The sequence below is a fragment of the Mycobacterium persicum genome (genome assembly GCF_002086915.1).
GTDB lineage: Bacteria > Actinomycetota > Actinomycetes > Mycobacteriales > Mycobacteriaceae > Mycobacterium > Mycobacterium persicum.
This window is the reverse complement of record NZ_MWQA01000001.1, coordinates 2,343,987-2,360,656: the sequence shown is the minus strand read 5'-3', so window position 1 is coordinate 2,360,656 and position 16,670 is coordinate 2,343,987. Positions and strand designations below refer to the sequence as shown.

Annotated in this window: 14 protein-coding genes and 3 pseudogenes; 8 read left to right on the top strand and 9 right to left on the bottom strand. The window is 64.5% G+C overall.

Going from position 1 to position 16,670, the window contains the following annotated elements:
• Window positions 1-187: 187 nt before the first annotated feature.
• Window positions 188-688: an FKBP-type peptidyl-prolyl cis-trans isomerase gene (locus B4U45_RS10650; RefSeq protein ID WP_241780263.1), complete on the bottom strand. Its 501-nt coding sequence runs from the start codon at window positions 686-688 to the stop codon at window positions 188-190.
• Window positions 689-898: 210 nt separating this feature from the next.
• On the opposite strand from B4U45_RS10650, the gene B4U45_RS10645 reads away from it, so the two are divergent.
• From B4U45_RS10645 to B4U45_RS29140, 3 genes and pseudogenes are all read left to right on the top strand, one after another.
• Window positions 899-2,014 carry a hypothetical protein gene (locus B4U45_RS10645; protein WP_075547462.1) on the top strand — a complete coding sequence of 372 codons (1,116 nt, stop codon included), beginning with the start codon at window positions 899-901 and terminating at the stop codon, window positions 2,012-2,014.
• 970 nt (window positions 2,015-2,984) lie between these two features.
• Window positions 2,985-4,238: a YcaO-like family protein gene (locus tag B4U45_RS10640; protein WP_082275447.1), complete on the top strand. Its 1,254-nt coding sequence runs from the start codon at window positions 2,985-2,987 to the stop codon at window positions 4,236-4,238.
• Window positions 4,235-4,952, top strand: a pseudogene (locus B4U45_RS29140) (TfuA-like protein). Before B4U45_RS10640 ends, B4U45_RS29140 begins: the two are co-directional and overlap by 4 nt.
• A 76-nt stretch (window positions 4,953-5,028) precedes the next feature.
• On the opposite strand, the pseudogene B4U45_RS10630 reads toward B4U45_RS29140, so the two are convergent.
• The 3 genes and pseudogenes from B4U45_RS10630 to B4U45_RS10620 all read right to left on the bottom strand — a co-directional run.
• Window positions 5,029-5,694, bottom strand: a pseudogene (locus tag B4U45_RS10630) (transglutaminase-like domain-containing protein); the annotation flags it as partial.
• Window positions 5,695-5,708: 14 nt separating this feature from the next.
• Complete coding sequence (locus B4U45_RS10625) at window positions 5,709-6,734, bottom strand: TIGR03560 family F420-dependent LLM class oxidoreductase (protein WP_075547464.1); 1,026 nt, start codon at window positions 6,732-6,734, stop codon at window positions 5,709-5,711.
• On the bottom strand, window positions 6,731-7,540 hold the full coding sequence (locus B4U45_RS10620) for an Rv0792c family HTH-type transcriptional regulator (protein WP_075547465.1): 810 nt from the start codon (window positions 7,538-7,540) through the stop codon (window positions 6,731-6,733). Before B4U45_RS10620 ends, B4U45_RS10625 begins: the two co-directional genes overlap by 4 nt.
• A 71-nt stretch (window positions 7,541-7,611) precedes the next feature.
• On the opposite strand from B4U45_RS10620, the gene B4U45_RS10615 reads away from it, so the two are divergent.
• Complete coding sequence (locus tag B4U45_RS10615; protein WP_075547466.1) at window positions 7,612-7,938, top strand: putative quinol monooxygenase; 327 nt, start codon at window positions 7,612-7,614, stop codon at window positions 7,936-7,938.
• Here the strand turns inward: B4U45_RS10615 and B4U45_RS10610 are convergent.
• The gene (locus B4U45_RS10610; protein WP_083155330.1) at window positions 7,915-8,376 is read right to left on the bottom strand and encodes a cupin domain-containing protein; all 462 of its coding nucleotides are present in this window, start codon (window positions 8,374-8,376) and stop codon (window positions 7,915-7,917) included. The two genes, B4U45_RS10615 and B4U45_RS10610, sit on opposite strands and share 24 nt — an antisense overlap.
• A pseudogene (locus B4U45_RS29835) lies at window positions 8,373-8,504 on the bottom strand (hypothetical protein); the annotation flags it as partial. The gene B4U45_RS10610 and the pseudogene B4U45_RS29835, both read right to left, overlap by 4 nt.
• Before the next feature lie 171 nt (window positions 8,505-8,675).
• Between B4U45_RS29835 and B4U45_RS10605 the strand changes: the two are divergent.
• Window positions 8,676-10,541, top strand: coding sequence for a PPE family protein (locus tag B4U45_RS10605; protein WP_075547489.1), 1,866 nt, complete (start codon window positions 8,676-8,678; stop codon window positions 10,539-10,541).
• Between the two features lie 39 nt (window positions 10,542-10,580).
• Here B4U45_RS10605 and B4U45_RS10600 read toward each other — a convergent pair whose 3' ends face one another.
• The gene (locus B4U45_RS10600) at window positions 10,581-11,084 is read right to left on the bottom strand and encodes a MarR family winged helix-turn-helix transcriptional regulator (RefSeq protein ID WP_240316510.1); all 504 of its coding nucleotides are present in this window, start codon (window positions 11,082-11,084) and stop codon (window positions 10,581-10,583) included.
• Between the two features lie 852 nt (window positions 11,085-11,936).
• On the opposite strand from B4U45_RS10600, the gene B4U45_RS10595 reads away from it, so the two are divergent.
• From B4U45_RS10595 to B4U45_RS10585, 3 genes are read left to right on the top strand one after another with little or no spacing between them, the layout of a single operon-like run.
• Window positions 11,937-12,458 (top strand): nuclear transport factor 2 family protein, encoded by a 522-nt coding sequence (locus tag B4U45_RS10595; RefSeq protein WP_082275442.1) that lies wholly within the window; start codon window positions 11,937-11,939, stop codon window positions 12,456-12,458.
• Window positions 12,459-12,501: 43 nt separating this feature from the next.
• On the top strand, window positions 12,502-13,386 hold the full coding sequence (locus B4U45_RS10590) for an enoyl-CoA hydratase/isomerase family protein (RefSeq protein WP_075547491.1): 885 nt from the start codon (window positions 12,502-12,504) through the stop codon (window positions 13,384-13,386).
• Window positions 13,316-14,827: an amidase gene (locus B4U45_RS10585; protein WP_089025243.1), complete on the top strand. Its 1,512-nt coding sequence runs from the start codon at window positions 13,316-13,318 to the stop codon at window positions 14,825-14,827. Before B4U45_RS10590 ends, B4U45_RS10585 begins: the two co-directional genes overlap by 71 nt.
• Here the strand turns inward: B4U45_RS10585 and B4U45_RS10580 are convergent.
• Together B4U45_RS10580 and B4U45_RS10575 are read right to left on the bottom strand one after the other, a co-directional pair.
• Window positions 14,808-15,614, bottom strand: coding sequence for a family 1 encapsulin nanocompartment shell protein (locus B4U45_RS10580; protein ID WP_075547470.1), 807 nt, complete (start codon window positions 15,612-15,614; stop codon window positions 14,808-14,810). The genes B4U45_RS10585 and B4U45_RS10580 overlap by 20 nt on opposite strands.
• A complete protein-coding gene (locus B4U45_RS10575; RefSeq protein WP_176357836.1) occupies window positions 15,611-16,669 on the bottom strand; it encodes a Dyp-type peroxidase in 1,059 nt (352 codons plus the stop codon). The genes B4U45_RS10580 and B4U45_RS10575 overlap by 4 nt, the downstream gene beginning before the upstream one ends.
• Window position 16,670 lies beyond the last annotated feature (1 nt).

The window sequence follows — 16,670 nt, the reverse complement described above, 5'->3', positions numbered from 1 at the left end:
CGGTTTGGCTAGGGAAGGAGGTGTCCATGCCCCTTGACGTTCCGCTTCGCTAGGAAGGGGGTCGGCGTACTCGGGTCCGTTCTTCACTGCTGGTCGCATCGCGAAGCGAGCGTTATTCCGGGCTGCCGGCCTTGAGGGTCGTCTGGTGACGTAACGGCTGATTCGGTGGGGGGCTCCAGATTGTCGCTCAGCTCGAGGCGCTGAGGATCTTGATCGCGAAGATGAGCGTGTCGCCCGGCCGGATTCCAGCGCTGGGCTGCCCGTTGGGGTAGCCGTCCGCGGATGTCATTGCGACGGCCACGGTGGAACCCACGGTTTGCCCCGCAATGGCCTTCTGGAAGCCCGGTACGACTCCGCCAAGCGGGAAGTCGACCGGGGCGCCCCGTTCATAGCTGCTGTCGAACACGGACCCGTCACGTCCATTGACGCCCATGTAGCAAACGGAAACCTTGGCCGTGCCCGGGACCACCGGTCCGTCTCCGGCGTGGAGCGTGTGCACCTGCGTCTGGGTCACGCTGAACGGTGTCGTCACTTTCACTTGCGGAGCTGCATCCATGGATCCGGTGACCGCGATGCTGCCGGTGGTCCCAGCCAGCGTCCGGTCCGGTGCTGCGCTGTTCGGCGGTGCGGCGGTTGGACACGATGCGGCTGCGGTTGCCTTGCCCGATGCACTGATCGTCAGGGTCATTGCCGCAACACAGGCCGCCAGCGCGACCGCGGAATTCACCAAGGAGGACTTCACCGGTGTCACACTACAGCCACTGACACAGCCGCCGATCCCATCCCAGACTACCGACATCGCCGCCGTTGGTACCGCATACCCGTACGTGGTATTCATGCCCCATGGGTTGCAACCGAACATTGTGCACGTAGCTGACACTACTTCTGGCAACGAAGCATGGATATTGCCCAACTGCCAAGCTACGGCTACTTACTCCAGCGGGTGGCGGCCGGCCGACTCCGCCTCGTTCTGCTCCTATCGCCGCCGCGGACCGGCTCGACGGTGCTCGCCAACGCGCTAGCACGGCACTATCAGGTTGATGCGGTGCTGACCGAGCCAGCGGGGCAATACCATCTGCTGGCCGACACCCGGGTGGCCGAGACATTCGGGCTCATCGCCGACGCGGTTGCCGCGGCTAGCCCACGCCCAACCTCCCGGCCGGCGGTAGTGCTGATCAAGGAGACTGCCCAACACATCGGGCCCGATCGCGAGTGGCAGGCATGGTGCGCGATCATCGATCGGACTCTGGTGTTGGTACGCCAGCCCGCATTGGCCTTGGAGTCGCTGATCCTGATGACACTCGGCCTGGCGGAGCTGTTGTCGGGCGGTGCCGAGGCCAGCCCCCAGCTGTGGATGACCGCCTCGGCGCAGGCGGGCTGCCCGCCCGCCGCGTTGGCATCCTGGGATGCCTTCTTGGCCGATCTGCGTGAGGAACGCGACTTCAGCGGACTCGACGAATGCCGTCTGCATGCCCATTGGCATAAGAGCGCGCTGTTCGGTATGCCCAGTCTGCAGCGCGAAGTCTGGGCCAACGAGGCTCGTCAGAACAGGCTGGGCGGCATCGGTGACTTCGGGCCTTACCTGGGCACCCCGCCCTGCGCCCTTGCCGCGCTGCCGGAGGCACTGGCGCGGCCGTTCAGCGATCGTCACTTCGCGTGGTCCGCGCTGGACGACCTACGGAACAACACCCTGGCCGGCGACGAAGGGATGGCCCTGGTCGATTTTGCTGCGGTGCAGGCCGATCCGGCCGCCCGGCTTGGCGCGCTCGGCGCGTTTCTCGGGCTATCCCCTCGCGATCCCGGCGCCGCGCCTGCTATCGCGCGCTCAGGCTACGACACTCGTTGTCCGAAACTGCATGATGTGTTGTTCCGCGAGGCCCGGGCGCGGCCAGATATTGCGCCGCACCAACGTCAGCCGCTATCGATCGAACGCTTTCCTACCTCCCTGCACCGCCAGTTGCGCAGGGCACAGACGATTTATGAGAATCTTCGTCGAGATCTACGCCAGCCGTGAGCATGCGGATCGCTGCGTTGCGTCAGATCGTAACCGAGCAACGTCGCATGCGTTCGGACGAGCCACGCAGGTTCTCGGATAGGGTCACCGCAAATAACTGCCGCACAGCCGCTTTCGAAAAATGAGCAGGGAACTCAAAGACAGTAGCGGCGATCCGAACGGGCTTCGTCAACAGCATGGCTGACAGGCTCATTTCCATCCGCAACAGCGAGTCGATGATAGTGCAGATTACCCGCAACGTGGTGCGAAATGCTATGTACCATCATACATTAGGTCACTAGAGTGGTCATCGTGAGGTATCAGTCGTATCAACATACCTGGCAACGCAAGGTGTTCCCAGGCTTTTTGCGAGATCCACCGCACATGAAGGTATGACGCGCAGACTGAGGACGAGGCGCCGTTTGTTGCAGACGAGCAGGTTTCCATGGACATCGGTGGTCGCTGAACCGATAACGCGATATTGCCGACGACCTCCTCGATCGGTGGGCCGGGTTCTCGAAGTTTCGGCCGCTCCTGAGTTCACCGGCTCCACGGATCTCGTCAGTGTTCTGAATCGTGGCCGTCATCAGGCATTCCGCCCGTAGCGATCTCCCCTCGGCGATGGCGACGAAGATTGGTTGTTCGATTCGACAGGCAATAAATACCCCTGGGGCAAGGCATTTATGCAGATCGGCACATGATGGCGTCCGGACACACTCGCCGTACGACGGTGTCGCGAGTTTGCAGATGATGGCGAAACTGATTCTGCCCAGGCGGATTCGTTTGCCGGACCGGTGTTAGAAAAGGAGGTGATCCCATGTCATACGAACTTCTGTTCACCGAGCAGGAGGCTTCCTACTCGGCCTATATGCCCGCCATGTTCAGTTCAGACAACTTCGACCAGTAAAACCAGTCGTTCGGCGGGGCTTCATTAGACGATATAACTCTAGTCGTGAGGCCCCGCCGACCCGTGGCAAGGAGCATTGTGGCCGTGGCGCCGTCGGGTGGTTCCGACGCGGGAAACGTGTTGGGTCCGGATTGGTCTTATTGGCCGGTAAGGGTATTGGGTCATGCCGACCCGACGACCATTGGGCATCGGGCAGGTACTCACCGGATCATCTCTCCCGAGCAGACCTGGCGAGCTCTGCAACCGGTGTATGAGCGGGCCGGTATCACCCGGGTTGCCGATCTAACCTGGCTGGATGATCTCGGAATCCCGACCGTGCAGGCGGTGCGCCCGGCGTCTTTGACGTTGTCGGTCAGTCAGGGAAAGGCCGCCACCTACCGCGCGGCCCAAGTCTCTGCCGTCATGGAATCCCTGGAGAATTGGCACGCCGAGAATGTCACACCCGATTTGTTCGCCACGACCACTACGGGTTTACCGTCCGCTCTGACGTACGATCCGGCGCAGCTACGTCGTCCAGCTGGCAGCCTCTACCATCCTGGAGCCAACCTTGATTGGATGATCGCTACCACGTTGTTGACTGGCCGCCGGACCTGGGTTCCCTGGTTATCCGTGGTTGTGAACGTCGCGGTTGCCGATAGCTGGGATCCGCCGATGTTCTCAATGGAGACTACGGGATTGGCGTCGGGCAACAGTTATTACGAAGCGTGTCTGCATGGGTTGTACGAGATCATGGAACGACACGCCCTGGCTACCGCTGAACCGGGACTGACGTTGTTCGAGGTGCCTCTCGACGCCGTTTTGATGAGCTCGGATTGCGCCGAGCTGGTCGAGAAGATTTGCCGAGCCGGAAGTCAAGTGCAGATCGCCATGGTTACCACGTGGGACGACTTTTACTGTTTCAGCGCTGATTTGAGGTCGCCTTTGGCCGAATTGCCATTCAGTGGTTACGGGTTGCATCACGACCCCAATGTTGCGTTGTCACGGGCGATTACGGAAGCCGCGCAATCGCGCCTGACGGCCATCAGCGGTGCCCGTGAGGATCTGCCCGCCGCCATCTACCATCGCTTCGCCAGGGTGCACACCTACGCACCGATGCAGCGATCGAAGCGGCGCCTACCTCCTACCGGCCCAATATCGTGGGATGTCTCCGGCACCGCCGCGCTTGAGACGTTGGTGTCCTCGGCGGCAACAGCTGTGGCGGCGGCAGCCGGCTACGAGCCGTTGGCGGTGGTCTGCGATTTCGCCGACGCCTGCGTTCCCGTGGTGAAGGTGATAGCTCCCGGGCTTAAGGCGTCGATTGCCTCGCCGATCCGCGTTCCATTGCAGGAGCCGGCATGACAACCAGCCCACGTATCGTGGTCACAGCCGGGCCCACCATAGACGCCGAAGGTATCCGAGCGGTGGTGCCCGATGCCGAAGTGATGCCGCCAATCTCCCTCGGCCAGGCTCTCGGGTACGGATTGCGGCCGGGCGACACGCTGCTGATCATCGACGGATTGTTTTTTCAGCACCCGTCGGTTCGGCACAAGGAGCTACTGACTCTGATCGCCGACGGAATCCGGGTTGTTGGATCTTCCAGCATGGGGGCGTTGCGCGCTGCCGAGTTGCATCCCTTTGGCATGAAGGGCTACGGCTGGGTCTTCGAGAGTTATCGAAGTGGGCTGTCGGACGCTGACGACCAAGACTGCCGAAAGTCGCTCACTGCCGGCCGTGCAGCATTTCCTCGAGCTGCTGCGCGACGATCCGAGGCTGCCCGAGTGGCGGAACGCGGTGGCCTGCGCACTGGTTAAGCGTGACGAATTAGCCTGCCAGAAACCACATCTGAATCTGAACCGGCCTGATCCCATCCAACTCAAGCACCTTTTCGGCAGTCGATGGGGTAGACCGGTGGATCCCATCGAAATGGCCCGGCGCGGCCTCATGACCGAAGACGCTTTCTATTCCGCCGCCACCCTATTCGCCGTAGCGGCCGCCGCCGACCAGTTACCGAACATTGAAGTCGGCACCCTCGGTCCACATCCAGCCACCTCCGACGACCTCGCCAGGCGCTAGCCGAGGAAATCACCCATGCGAGTGATGAGTGCGAACCCAGGACCGGCTTTTGCCGGCGCGTCACCGCTTCCCGGCGAGGACCGGCCCACAGTTCGTCGTCATCGGCGACTTTAGCGTGAAAGTCATTGGACTCCAAGGCATTCAACACTGCCCGTGCGACTCGTGCATACCATTGGGCGACGTCGGCCGGGTAGTCGGCGTAGCTGCCGTTTTCCCGCAGGATGGGACCCTCCACCGTGGCAATGTCGGTGACGCCGTCGAAGTCGCGTCGGTAGGGTTTGCCCAGCCGCGCCGCCGTCGTCGCGTCGATGGTGGCGTCCAGCTTGACCCATCGGTTGCCGAGATAGGCTTCGCCGAGGGAGTGCCACGGCAACGGCCTGCCGGATCTGCCTCCCCACAGGGCACGGACCTCCGGGGAGAGAAACTCCTTGTCCGGGGAACTCAACGTCTGGAAGGCGATACGGGCCGGCACGCCCACTGCTCGGCATAGCGCGACGAACAGGCTCGCCTTTCCCATGCAGAAGGCGACGCCGTGCCGGAGCGCGTCGCTGGCCCGGTATTCGCCCCGGTCGAGGTAGCGGAATGCGGCAAGGATGTCGTAGGGCAGATCACGCACGTAGTGGTAGATGCGTCCGACCCGCTCGATATCGGATGCGGCACCGGGCACCAGCGCGGTTGCCGTCGCCCGGACCAGCGGATGGTCGGCGTCGATGTAGTCGGTCGGTTCTAGAAACCGCCCCATATCGCGGGCAACAGTCACGAAGCCGTGACCCCCGATTTGAGCGGCGGGACGATGTCGCGACCGATGACGTGCAGATAATCGGACTCCACCACCCGCGGAACCGTGAAGAGGAAGTGGGTGACCCCGCCGTCCAAATACTCGCGGATGCGCTCCGCGCAGCGATCCGGGTGCCCGACGATGAGGCCGGACTCCGGAATAGCGGCGAATTCCAAGCGAATTCGCGCCTCGTCCGCAGCGGAATCGGTAGGTGCCAGCAGCACCGTCACCGACAGCTGCAGACTGGCCGGGTCACGCCCGGCCGACTCGCAGGCCCGGGTCAGGAAACCCCGGCGCTGGGCCACCCGCTGCGGTGACCACCACCGCACGTTCAGACCTTGCGCCAGCTTGGCCGCGATGCGGTGTACCCGGTCGCCTTCACCCCCGATCCACAACGGCGGGTGCGGCCGCTGGATGGGAGGCGGATCGCAGATCGCGCCGTTCAACGTGTAGAACCGGCCGGCAAACGTGGGGTTCGGCTCGGTCCAGACCGTCCGGATCACCTCCAGAGCCTCCGCCAGTGCCGAGACTCGGTCACCCACGGGCGGAAACGGAATGCCGTAGGCCTCGAACTCGCGCTGAAACCAGCCTGCGCCCAACCCCAGATCGAGGCGTCCCTCGGAGATCACATCGAGAGTGGCGGCCATTTTGGCCAGCACCGAGGGATGGCGATATGAGTTGCACAGCACACTGGTACCCAAGCGCAGCCGGGTGGTGTCGCGGGCCAGCGCCGTCAACGCCGTCCAGCCTTCCAGTAGGGGAAGCGATGTCGGCCGTGGGTCCCGGCCGGTTTCACTGGAGTGGCTGCCGATGCCGGCGTCTTTGACGTAGTCGTCCGGGCTGACGGTCAGGAAGTGATCGCAGAGCCAGACGGAGTCGAATCCGTAGTGCTCTGCGGCTCGCGAGACGGTGACCATATCGGGGTAGCTGCTCACCGCGAGCCCGTTGACCGTCAGCGCCAGGACAAGTCCGAAGTGGGGGTCATTCGATCCGGCAATGTTCATGTGAATTCCGACCTTTCGACGATTCCGGCGCCCGGCTCGGGCAGCGTTCGCGGCAGTGTGACGGAGAACCGGTACCGATCGGGGCGGTAGTGGAACACCACCACCTCGAGCGCGTGGCCGTCTGCGCCGTAGCTGGTGCGGTCGAGCACCAGCACCGGTGCGCCCACCGGTAGCTCCAACGCCGCGGCGACTTCGGCGGATGCGCCGGCCGCCGAAATGTCGTGGGTGGCCTTGGCAATTCGGATGCCCAGTCGTTGTTCCCACATCGTGTAGGTGGTTTCGGTATCGAGGGCACCGGACAGCAGTGGTTCCACAGCGTCGCCCACACTCGGCGGTAGGTAGGCGGTGACCAGCGCCAGGGGTTCGTCGCCCGCACTGAAGCGCCGGCGAATACACAAGACCTCCGGCAATGCCAGCGCCGCGGCTATGGGTTGCGGTGGCGCGCACACGCTGTGGGACAACACCTGCACCCGCGGGGTGACACCGGAGCTCAGCAGCACCTCGGTGATGGTGCGCACCCCCGAACCGAGCTCTTGCCTGACCGGATCGGCGACGAAGGTGCCCAGTCCCTGCCGACGCACCAGCCACCCCTGACGTTCGAGGATCCCCACCGCGGACCGCACCGTCACCCGGCTCAGCCCCGACTTGTCGATCAGTTCCCGTTCGCTGGGCAGCCGCCCACCGCTGGGCAGCCGTTGCTTGATGATCTGCGTCTTGAGTGCCTCGGCAAGCTGAGCGCTCGCCGGCACACTGCCGCGTGATATCCGCAACTCGGCGGCATCCAGGTCCAGCTTGACACTCGTCATAGGACGTATTAATACGTTTTATCACGTTAGCTGTCAAGGGCTGACGGCACACCTGCCCGGAAGGTCGTCACATGTCGTCGTCAATCGCGGTCATCGCCCGGTTCACCCCCCGCCCGGAATCGAGGGACGCGCTACGTGTCCTGCTGGCGGGAATGACCGGGCCCACCCGCGCCGAAGACGGGTGTCGCACCTATGACCTCTACGAAAGCGCCGACGGCGCCGAGCTGGTGCTGTTCGAGCGTTATCGCGACCGCAGCGCGCTCGACGAGCACCGGGGCTCCGCGCATTACCGGAATTACCGCGAACAGCTGCCCGCCCTGCTGAATGAGCCGATCGCGGTCACCGTGCTCAGCCCACTCGACGAGGCGGCCGGATCAGCGCGGATACAGCCGCGGTAGGTCGACCACGATCGGCTCCTGGGTGCTGCGCGCGATGACCACCTCCGCGGGCGTGGTCGGGTCGGGGTTCTCTTCCCGGTGCGGCAGATACGGCGGGATGAAGATGTAATCACCGGGCTGGGCGCAGATGCGCACTTCCTGGACGCCGTCGTGAAACACGAACTCGGGGTGGCCACTTCGTACATAGATTGCGGTTTCGGAGTCGCCGTGGTGGTGGTTGGCCGACGCCGTTTCGGGCGCGACATGCGTCTCGCCCATCCACAGCTTCTCGGTGCCGACGGAACATCCGCTGAGCGCTGCAAATCGCCGCATTCCCTCTGATTGTGCTGTGTCGGAACTGATTTCGGATGATCTGACGTGGTGTACCCGATTGCGCGCGGCCACGCCCGGCGTTGCGTCGCTGTGGAATTCCGGGTGAAATGCGTCCGAGGTCACCATGAGCACTCCCTTGCCAATTCATGTCCGACCACCCCTACGCGCAGTTCCGGCAACCTGCGGCGCTCCGGGACGTTCTGCCCGACCGGGCCGGCGCCGAGCACCACGTCGCCGTGGGAATCGTCGGGCATCTCCCAGTCCTTTCGCCAGCCCTGGTGTCGACGCTACGCCTCCAGCAACCACACTGGTCGCGAATTGACGCCAGATCGGCACGCCGGCAACGGGTTTGCTGATTTGCTGATTATCGCCGCCCGGCGAGACTAAGTTTGGTTGATCCACTCCTGGCGAGTAGAGGAGTCATGATGTCGCCAAATTTTGCGTTGTTGCCGCCGGAAGTCAATTCGGCACTGATGTTCGCCGGCGCGGGCCCGGCGCCGTTGCTGACGGCGGCCGGTGCCTGGGATGCGCTGGCCGAGGAGCTGAGCCTGTCGGCGGCCTCGTTCTCTGCGGTGACGGCGGGCCTGACCGCCGGATCGTGGCAGGGTCCGGCGGCGGCGGCGATGGCGGCCGCGGCGGCCCCGTATGCGGCATGGCTTGACGCAACTGCCGCGCAGGCCGCCGGGGTGGCAGGTGGGGCCCGAGCGGTCGTCGGGGTGTTCGAGGCGGCGCAGGCCCTCATCGTGCACCCCGCGGCGGTGGCGGCCAATCGCTCTCGAGTGGTGTCGCTGGTGTTGTCGAACCTGTTCGGGCAGAATTTCCCGGCGATTGCGGCTGTCGAAGGCGCCTATGAGGAGATGTGGGCCCAGGATGTGGGCGTGATGGCCGGCTACCACGCCGGTGCCTCGGCGGCAGCCGCGCAGCTGACGTCCTGGCAGCAGTCGCTGTCCAGCGCACTGGGGCTCCCGCAGAACATCGGCGTCGGCAACAACGGCAGCGGCAACGTGGGCAACGGAAACCACGGTGACGCCAACGTGGGCAATGGAAACATCGGCAATTCCAACGTGGGCAGCGGCAACACCGGTAGCTCCAACCTGGGCAGCGGCAATACCGGCAGTTCCAACCTGGGCGGCGGCAATCGCGGCGACAGCAACGTGGGCGGCGGCAACTCGGGCACCAGCAACGTCGGCGGCGGCAACAGCGGCACCCAGAATGTGGGCTTCGGCAACGAAGGAAACGGGAATATTGGCGGGGGCAACAAGGGCGATGGGAATGTCGGTTTCGGCAACGTGGGCCCTACGAACAGCCCCGCGCACAACAACATCGGTAGCGGAAACACCGGCAGCTTCAACCGGGGTTCGGGCAATACCGGGGATTCGAACTGGGGCTTCGGCAACACCGGCAATGGCAATATCGGCTTCGGCAACACCGGGAACGGGAATATCGGCTTCGGGCTCACCGGAGACAATCAGATCGGTATCGGCGGGCTCAACACGGGAAGCGGGAACATCGGGTTGGGCAATTCGGGCACCGGAAACATCGGCTTTTTCAATTCCGGCACCAACAACGTCGGCTTCTTCAACTCGGGCTTTGCCAACGTCGGCTTCGAGATATCGGGGACAAACAATACCGGATTTCAAACCACGGGCGGCACCGTCACCGGTTTCTGGAATACCGGGCTGCAAGATACCGGCTTCGGCAACACCGCCGGGGAAGCCACGGGTGCGTTCAACTCCGGCCGCAATGCGACCGGTTTCTTCAACTCGGCGAACGAGAATACGGGCATGTTCAACTCGGGCCGGGGGAACACCGGCTTTTTCAACTCGGGTGAGCGTAACACCGGCTTCTTCAATGCCGGCGCCACCAACACCGGGTTCGGCAATTCGGGCAATATCAACACCGGTGGTTTCAATTCCGGCAACCTGAACACGGCCATCGGGCAGGTGGGCGACGGGCCCGGTCAGAGTTCCGGCTTCGGAAATCTGGGCACCGGCACCTCAGGCTTTTTCAATCAGGGCGACGACACCTCAGGTTTCACCAACGCCGCGGAGAAGTCATCTGGCGCGCGTAACTTGGGGCCGTTAGGTTCCGGCTTCAACAACTTTGGCTTCGGCGGCTCGGGCTTCTATAACTCAAGCGATAGAGGCTCAGGCTTCTTCAATGGTGTCAACAATGGCGTGGGATTCCAGAACTCGGGCTTCTTCAACATCGGTATCCGCAACTCGGGCGTCGGAAACATCAGTGAATTCCCCGGCACCGATAGCGGGCACTCGGGCTTCTTCCACCGCTGAGCTGCCATCGGCACGGATCGCGTTCCGGGCGAGCGGGAGCTAATACCAGCCCGGCTCTTTGACCGGGAACATGCCGGGGTCGAAATCCAGCTTCGACCTGGCGACCGCACCGAGCTCACCCAGCAGCCTGATCAGTTCGTCGCGGCCGTCGTCACCGAGGCGTTTGCGGATCGCCCGGTCTAGGGCAGCCGCTTTGCGCAGGCGCGCAGAGACGTACTCGATGGCCTTCGGTGCCAGCTCGACAACCTTCTCGCGCTGGTCGGTGGTCGACGGAGTGACGTGCACGTAGCCGCGGCGGCGCAAGTCGGCGACCACCTTGCTGGCTGCCTGGCGACTGACGCTGAACTGCCGTCCCATCTGGGAGATCGTCATGGGCTCCGGCTGCGAATACAGGGCGAAGACGTAGATCATCGGGAACTGTAGATCCGGAAAACCAGCGGCCTCCATTTCGACATCAATTCGCCGGGAATAGCTCCACCAGGCAATCCGCAATGCTAGGCCGAGTTCTGTCTGCGGTGCTCGGGTGCTGGGTCTGGCCGCCACGATCGACAGCATAGGCGATGGGCTTAGCCGACGGCCGTCGTCACCCGCGCTGGAGCCACTACGGCGGCCCGGACGTGACCGGGCGACGCGACGGCGACCAACCGCACCGGGGCTCCTTCGCGACTTCACGGTAACACTTCTGTCAATCTAGATTGACAATGCAGGGTCGCGGTCCTAGTATCTCATATTGTCAACCGCTGAAGACAAATCGTGGGGGGAGTAAACCGCGTGGAGGCAGCTGCCGCCGGAAACGGCGAGCAGGCCGGGGCGACGATGCCGCCGGGAGGGGAGCCGTCCTCGCCGCCACTGTGAATCACAGTGTGTCACGGACGTTTCAGCGTCGACGCTCGCAAGGTTGTAGTGAGGCTCGTTTCGGCCAACCTCGAAAGGTGTTCGGAATGTCGAAGATCCGTGTCATATCGGCCGGTGTTCTCTGCGCCGTTGGCGTGTCGCTGGCGGCAGGCCCGCTGGGTAGCGCGGTAGCTTCCGCCGACCCCGGCCCGCCGCTTCCGCACCCGACGCAGGATGTCGGGCCCGGGCCGGGGGGCGGCGGCCCTCCGGGTCAGCATCCCGGCCCTCCAGGTCAGCATCCCGGCCCTCCAGGTCAGCAAACCGGCCCTCCAGGTCAGCAAACCGGCCCTCCGGGTCGACACGCCGGACCTCCGGGTCAACTGGGCGGCCCACAGCCGGGAGTCGGCGGGCTGCCGGGAGCGGGCGGGCCGCCGGGAGCCGGCGGGCCGCCACACTGACACGCCGGCGCGCGGCGCCGCGGCACCCAGAGGCTTACAACTTGTCTGCAGAGCCCGCGCCGAGTAAGCCGGGCTCACAAAATTTGAAAGGGAAGGTCGATCGATGTTGACAGAACAATCCATGGCGGTCGCAGACGTGGGTGGCGTGAACTTCGACGCCGCAGATCGACTGGCAATCATGAACTTGTTCGGCGCTTACGCCTACACCTACGACCAAGACAGGCTTGATGACTTTCGTGCCTTGTTCACCGATTCGCCGGAACTTGTCTTGCTGCACGACAACCGCGAGCTTACGGCGGACATCGAAACCGTGATGCGGTTGCTCTCGGTGCGGAAATCGGGTTTCCGGGCCGCCGGAAACAAACGGCGTCACGCCTTGAACTCGTTGTGGTTCACCGGTCAAAGCGCCGATGAAGCTACCGGGCACTGCTATGTCCAAGTATTCTCGATCCGGCAAGGCGGTTCGCCCGTCGCCGACCTCACCGGCTGTTACGACTTCACCGTGGTCAAGCAGCAGGGGGTGTGGAGGATCAGTCGATGGGTGGTGACCGCCGACCAGACCGAAACCGGACTCCCGAGTGAGGCCGGCTCGGCAAGCGTGAGCACGGTGTCGTCAGTCGCCTAGCCGGCGGGGCGGCGGGGTGCCCAATGGCAGCGAGAGGATGCGCATGGCCCCCACCGACGAAATCATCACGTCCGGCGAAGATCTCGAAGCCGTCGTAAGCCGCATCATTCGTAACGAGCCGCCGGCCGCGGAGGTCATCGATCGCGTTGCCGTGCAGATTCACCGGAACGTCGTGGTTACCACCTTGTGTAATCCGCAGGCGCACAACGCATTGAACCTGGCGGCCTGGCGCCGGCTGAAGCTGCTGTTCGACGACCTGGCGCGGGAATCAGACCTGCGGGCGGTTGTCGTTCGCGGCGCGGGCGATGCGGCGTTCGCCGCAGGCGCCGACATCAGCGAGTTTTCGCGGACCCGGATGACCGCTGTGGACGCGGCGAACTACAACGAGAGCGTCGCGGCCTGCCTCCGAGCCGTGACCGCCCTACCGGTTCCGGTGATCGCGGCGGTGCGTGGTCTTGCCGTCGGTGGCGGCTGCGAACTGATCGCCGCGTGCGATGTCCGTATCGCGGCCGACGACGCGCGCTTTGGCATCCCGATCGGCAAGCTCGGCGTCACGCTCGGTCTCACCGAGTCCGATACCGTTGCGGGCCTTATCGGTCCGGCGGCCCTGAAGTATCTGTTGTTCAGCGCAGAGCTGGTCGACGTCGAGCAGGCCGCGCGGTGGGGATTGGTGCAGAAGGTCGTCGCGGCAGCCGAATTGCCGGACGCGACAGCCAAACTGGTCGGTCAGATCTGCCGGCAGTCGGCGGTGACCATGCGCGCGACGAAGGTGGTTGCCAATATGCACGGCCGGGCGCTGACCGCGGCCGATACCGATGCCCTGATCCGATTCGGTGTCGAAGCCTACGAAGGAGCCGATGTCCGAGAAGGGGTGGCCGCCTTCAGCCAGCGGCGGCCGCCGAGATTCGGTGACAGCCAGGAGATCTGAGGTTTCCGCGCAACTGGACGACGATGAGATCTGGAAGCTCGAACTGACCGAGGTCGCCGAGCTGATTCGCACTCGGCAGGTCAGCTCGGCGGAACTGACCCACGCGACGCTGCGCCGAATCGAGAAGCTCGATGCGGGGCTGAAAAGCCACGTGTTCGTCATGGCGGACTCCGCGGTCGAGGCCGCTCGCGCTGCCGACGCTGAACTCGCCCGGGGGCACCGCCGGGGAGTCCTGCATGGTGTGCCCATCGGTGTGAAAGATCTCTGCTACACCGCCGATGCCCCCACGGGCGCAGGCACCGTCATCCATCGCGAATTCCGGTCGTCGTATGACGCCACGGTCGTGGCGAGGCTGCGCGCAGCCGGTGCCGTGATCACCGGCAAGCTGGCCATGACCGAGGGCGCATACCTCGCATACCATCCCGACCTTCCGGCGCCGGTCAATCCGTGGGACCCGGCGACCTGGGCGGGAGTGTCCTCGAGTGGCTGCGCCGTGGCCACCGCGGCGGGATTGTGCTTCGGCTCGATCGGGTCGGACACCGGAGGGTCAATCAGATTCCCGACGAGCATGTGCGGGCTTACCGGAATCAAGCCAACCTGGGGCCGGGTGAGCCGGTATGGAATCGTCGAGCTGGCAGCAAGTTTCGACCACGTCGGACCTATCGCGCGAAGCGCTATAGACGCCGCGGTGTTACTGAGCGTCATTGCCGGATTCGACGTCCGCGACCCGACGTCATCGCGGACGCCGGTGCCCAACTATGCGGCCGACCTCGCGCTGACCCGGGTGCCCCGAGCCGGCGTGGACTGGTCACAACTGTCCGGATTCGATGAGGACACCAAATCCATGATGGCCCAGGTCGTCACGACACTCGAAGGAATCGGTTGGTCGATCGTCGAGATCACACTGCCCCCGCTGGATCGGATCGTCGACGTATTCGCCACGATGCGCGGGTTCGAGACGGCGATCGCGCATGCCGAGACCTATCCGGCACGTGCCGACGAGTACGGGCCCGTGCTGCGTCGGCTCATCGACAACGGACGCGAACTGAGTGCCGTTGAGTACCAAGGGCTGATCGCGCAGCGGCAGGAATTCACCGACGCGCTGCAGCGGGTGTTTGCGGATGTGGATCTGGTGTTGATGCCCAGTGCCGGCCTGGCGTCGCCGAGCCTGGACAGCATCGGGACGCTCGGTACGGACCCGGTGCTGACCGCCACGCTGGCAAGACCGACCGCCCCATTCAATGTCAGTGGTAACCCGGCGATATGCCTGCCGACGGGAGTCACCGCGCGCGGTACGCCGCTGGGAGTCCAGTTCGTCGGCCGTCATTTCGCCGAGCAGTTCCTAATCCAATGCGGTCACGCGTTCCAGCAGGCCACCACGTTCCACCGGCGCCGGCCGCAACTGTCCCGCGTGATCCCGGCTAATCCGAAGGCGGGCTGAGCGCGACCGAAGCCTCGGCGGTGTAGCACAGGAAGGTCAGGGTTTCCTGCAGATAGAGCTGCACGGTGTCGGCGTCGTGGGTGATGTACCCGATCGCGACGTCGGTGCCCAGCTGCAGGTCGAAGTCACCCCCGCGGGTGGTCAGCACGAAAGCGCCGTCGATGGCCGGCGCCCAGATGATGTCGCCGTCGACCAGCCGGTTCAGGTGTTCGCGGATGGGGTAGCCGTGCTCGGTGGTTTCGCTGACCTTGGTGTAGACGTCGGCGGCGAGCAGCACCGAATACGGCCCGTCGACACCGGCCAGGCGCAGCTCGGTGAGCGCCTGCGAGATGACATCCGGAATTTCGCGCGGGTCCTCGGGCAAGGTCAGCGGGCGGTTCGAGCTGGCGCTGCGGATGCCCTCGATCGACGCGGCCGCGTAGCCCTCGAAGATGGTGCGGTCCTCGACGAAGGCCAGCTTCTTGGCGGCCGCCTTCACCGGGTCCCAGTCCGAGTCCTGGGAACCACGCTCGACGTCGTCGATCTCGTTGCGCGACAAGGTAAACGGGACACGCAGCCGAACCAGGGGCTTGCTGGCACGCAGGTGGGCGATGACGCCGTCGGTGGGCGCGGTCACGTCGAGCAACCGACCGGTGCTGACCGCCGCGGCGACCGGTCCGCCGGGACCGCTGACGTCGACCACCCGGCGCCCGGCGATATGCCGCTTGAACGTCCGGGTGGCCTCCAATTCGATTTCGGCCCAAGCGGCTTCGGTGACCGGAGCCAATTCGCGGTACAGGTTGTTCATCGGGAGGGTCCTTTCAGGCTGCCGATCGAGAGTGAACCGTCGGGGGCCGGCACGGCCGCCGCCGCGGGCGCCGGTGATCGGGGCAGCGGCGGCGGATCGTCGAGGAAGTCGGCGGTGGGGGAGAAGAACAGCCCGCCGGTGACTGCCGTGGAAAAATCCAGAATGCGGTCGGTGTTTCCGGGGGGATCGCCGAGAAACATGTTGTGCAGCATCTGTTCGGTGACTTCGGGCGCGCGTGAATAGCCGATGAAGTACGTGCCGTACTCGCCCTTGCCGACCTCGCCGAACGGCATGTTGTGCCGGACGATCTTCAACTCGGTGCCGTCGTCGTCGGTGACGACGTTGAGCGCGATATGCGAGTTGGCCGGCTTCAGGTCATCGCCGAGCTCGATGTCTTCCAGTTTGGTGCGCCCGATCACCCGCTCCTGCTCGGTGACCGACAGCGAATCCCAGGACCGCATGTCGTGTACATACTTCTGCACGTGCACATAGCAGCCGCCGGCAAACTCCGGATCCTCGTCACCGACGGCGGTTGCGCTGACAGCGATTGGGCCGCTTGGATTTTCGGTGCCATCGACGAAACCCAGCAGATCGCGGTTGTCGAAGAAGCGGAATCCGTGCACCTCGTCGACAACGGCGACGGCGCGGGCCATCGCGCTGAGAATGCGCCCGGCCAATTCGAAGCACACGTCCATGCTCTCGGCGCGAATGTGGAACAGCAGGTCCCCCGGAGTGGCCGGCGCGGTGTGCCGCGGCCCGTGCAGCGCGACGAACGGATGCAGCTTCGCCGGCCGCGGGCCGGCAAACAACCGGTCCCAGGCGTCTGAGCCGATCGAGGTCACCACCGACAGATTCTTGCTCGGGTCGCGAAACCCTATCGCGCGCACCAATCCCGAGATGTCGGCCAGTGCGTCGTGCACTGCCGCCGCACCGCCGTCATCGATGGTGGCCACGAGAAAGATCGCGGCCGGCGTCAGCGGCGCGAGGATGGGTTGTGGCTGAACCGGAGGCACTCTGCCGACCCTAGCGTGAACCACCTGGCCCCCGACAGCCATG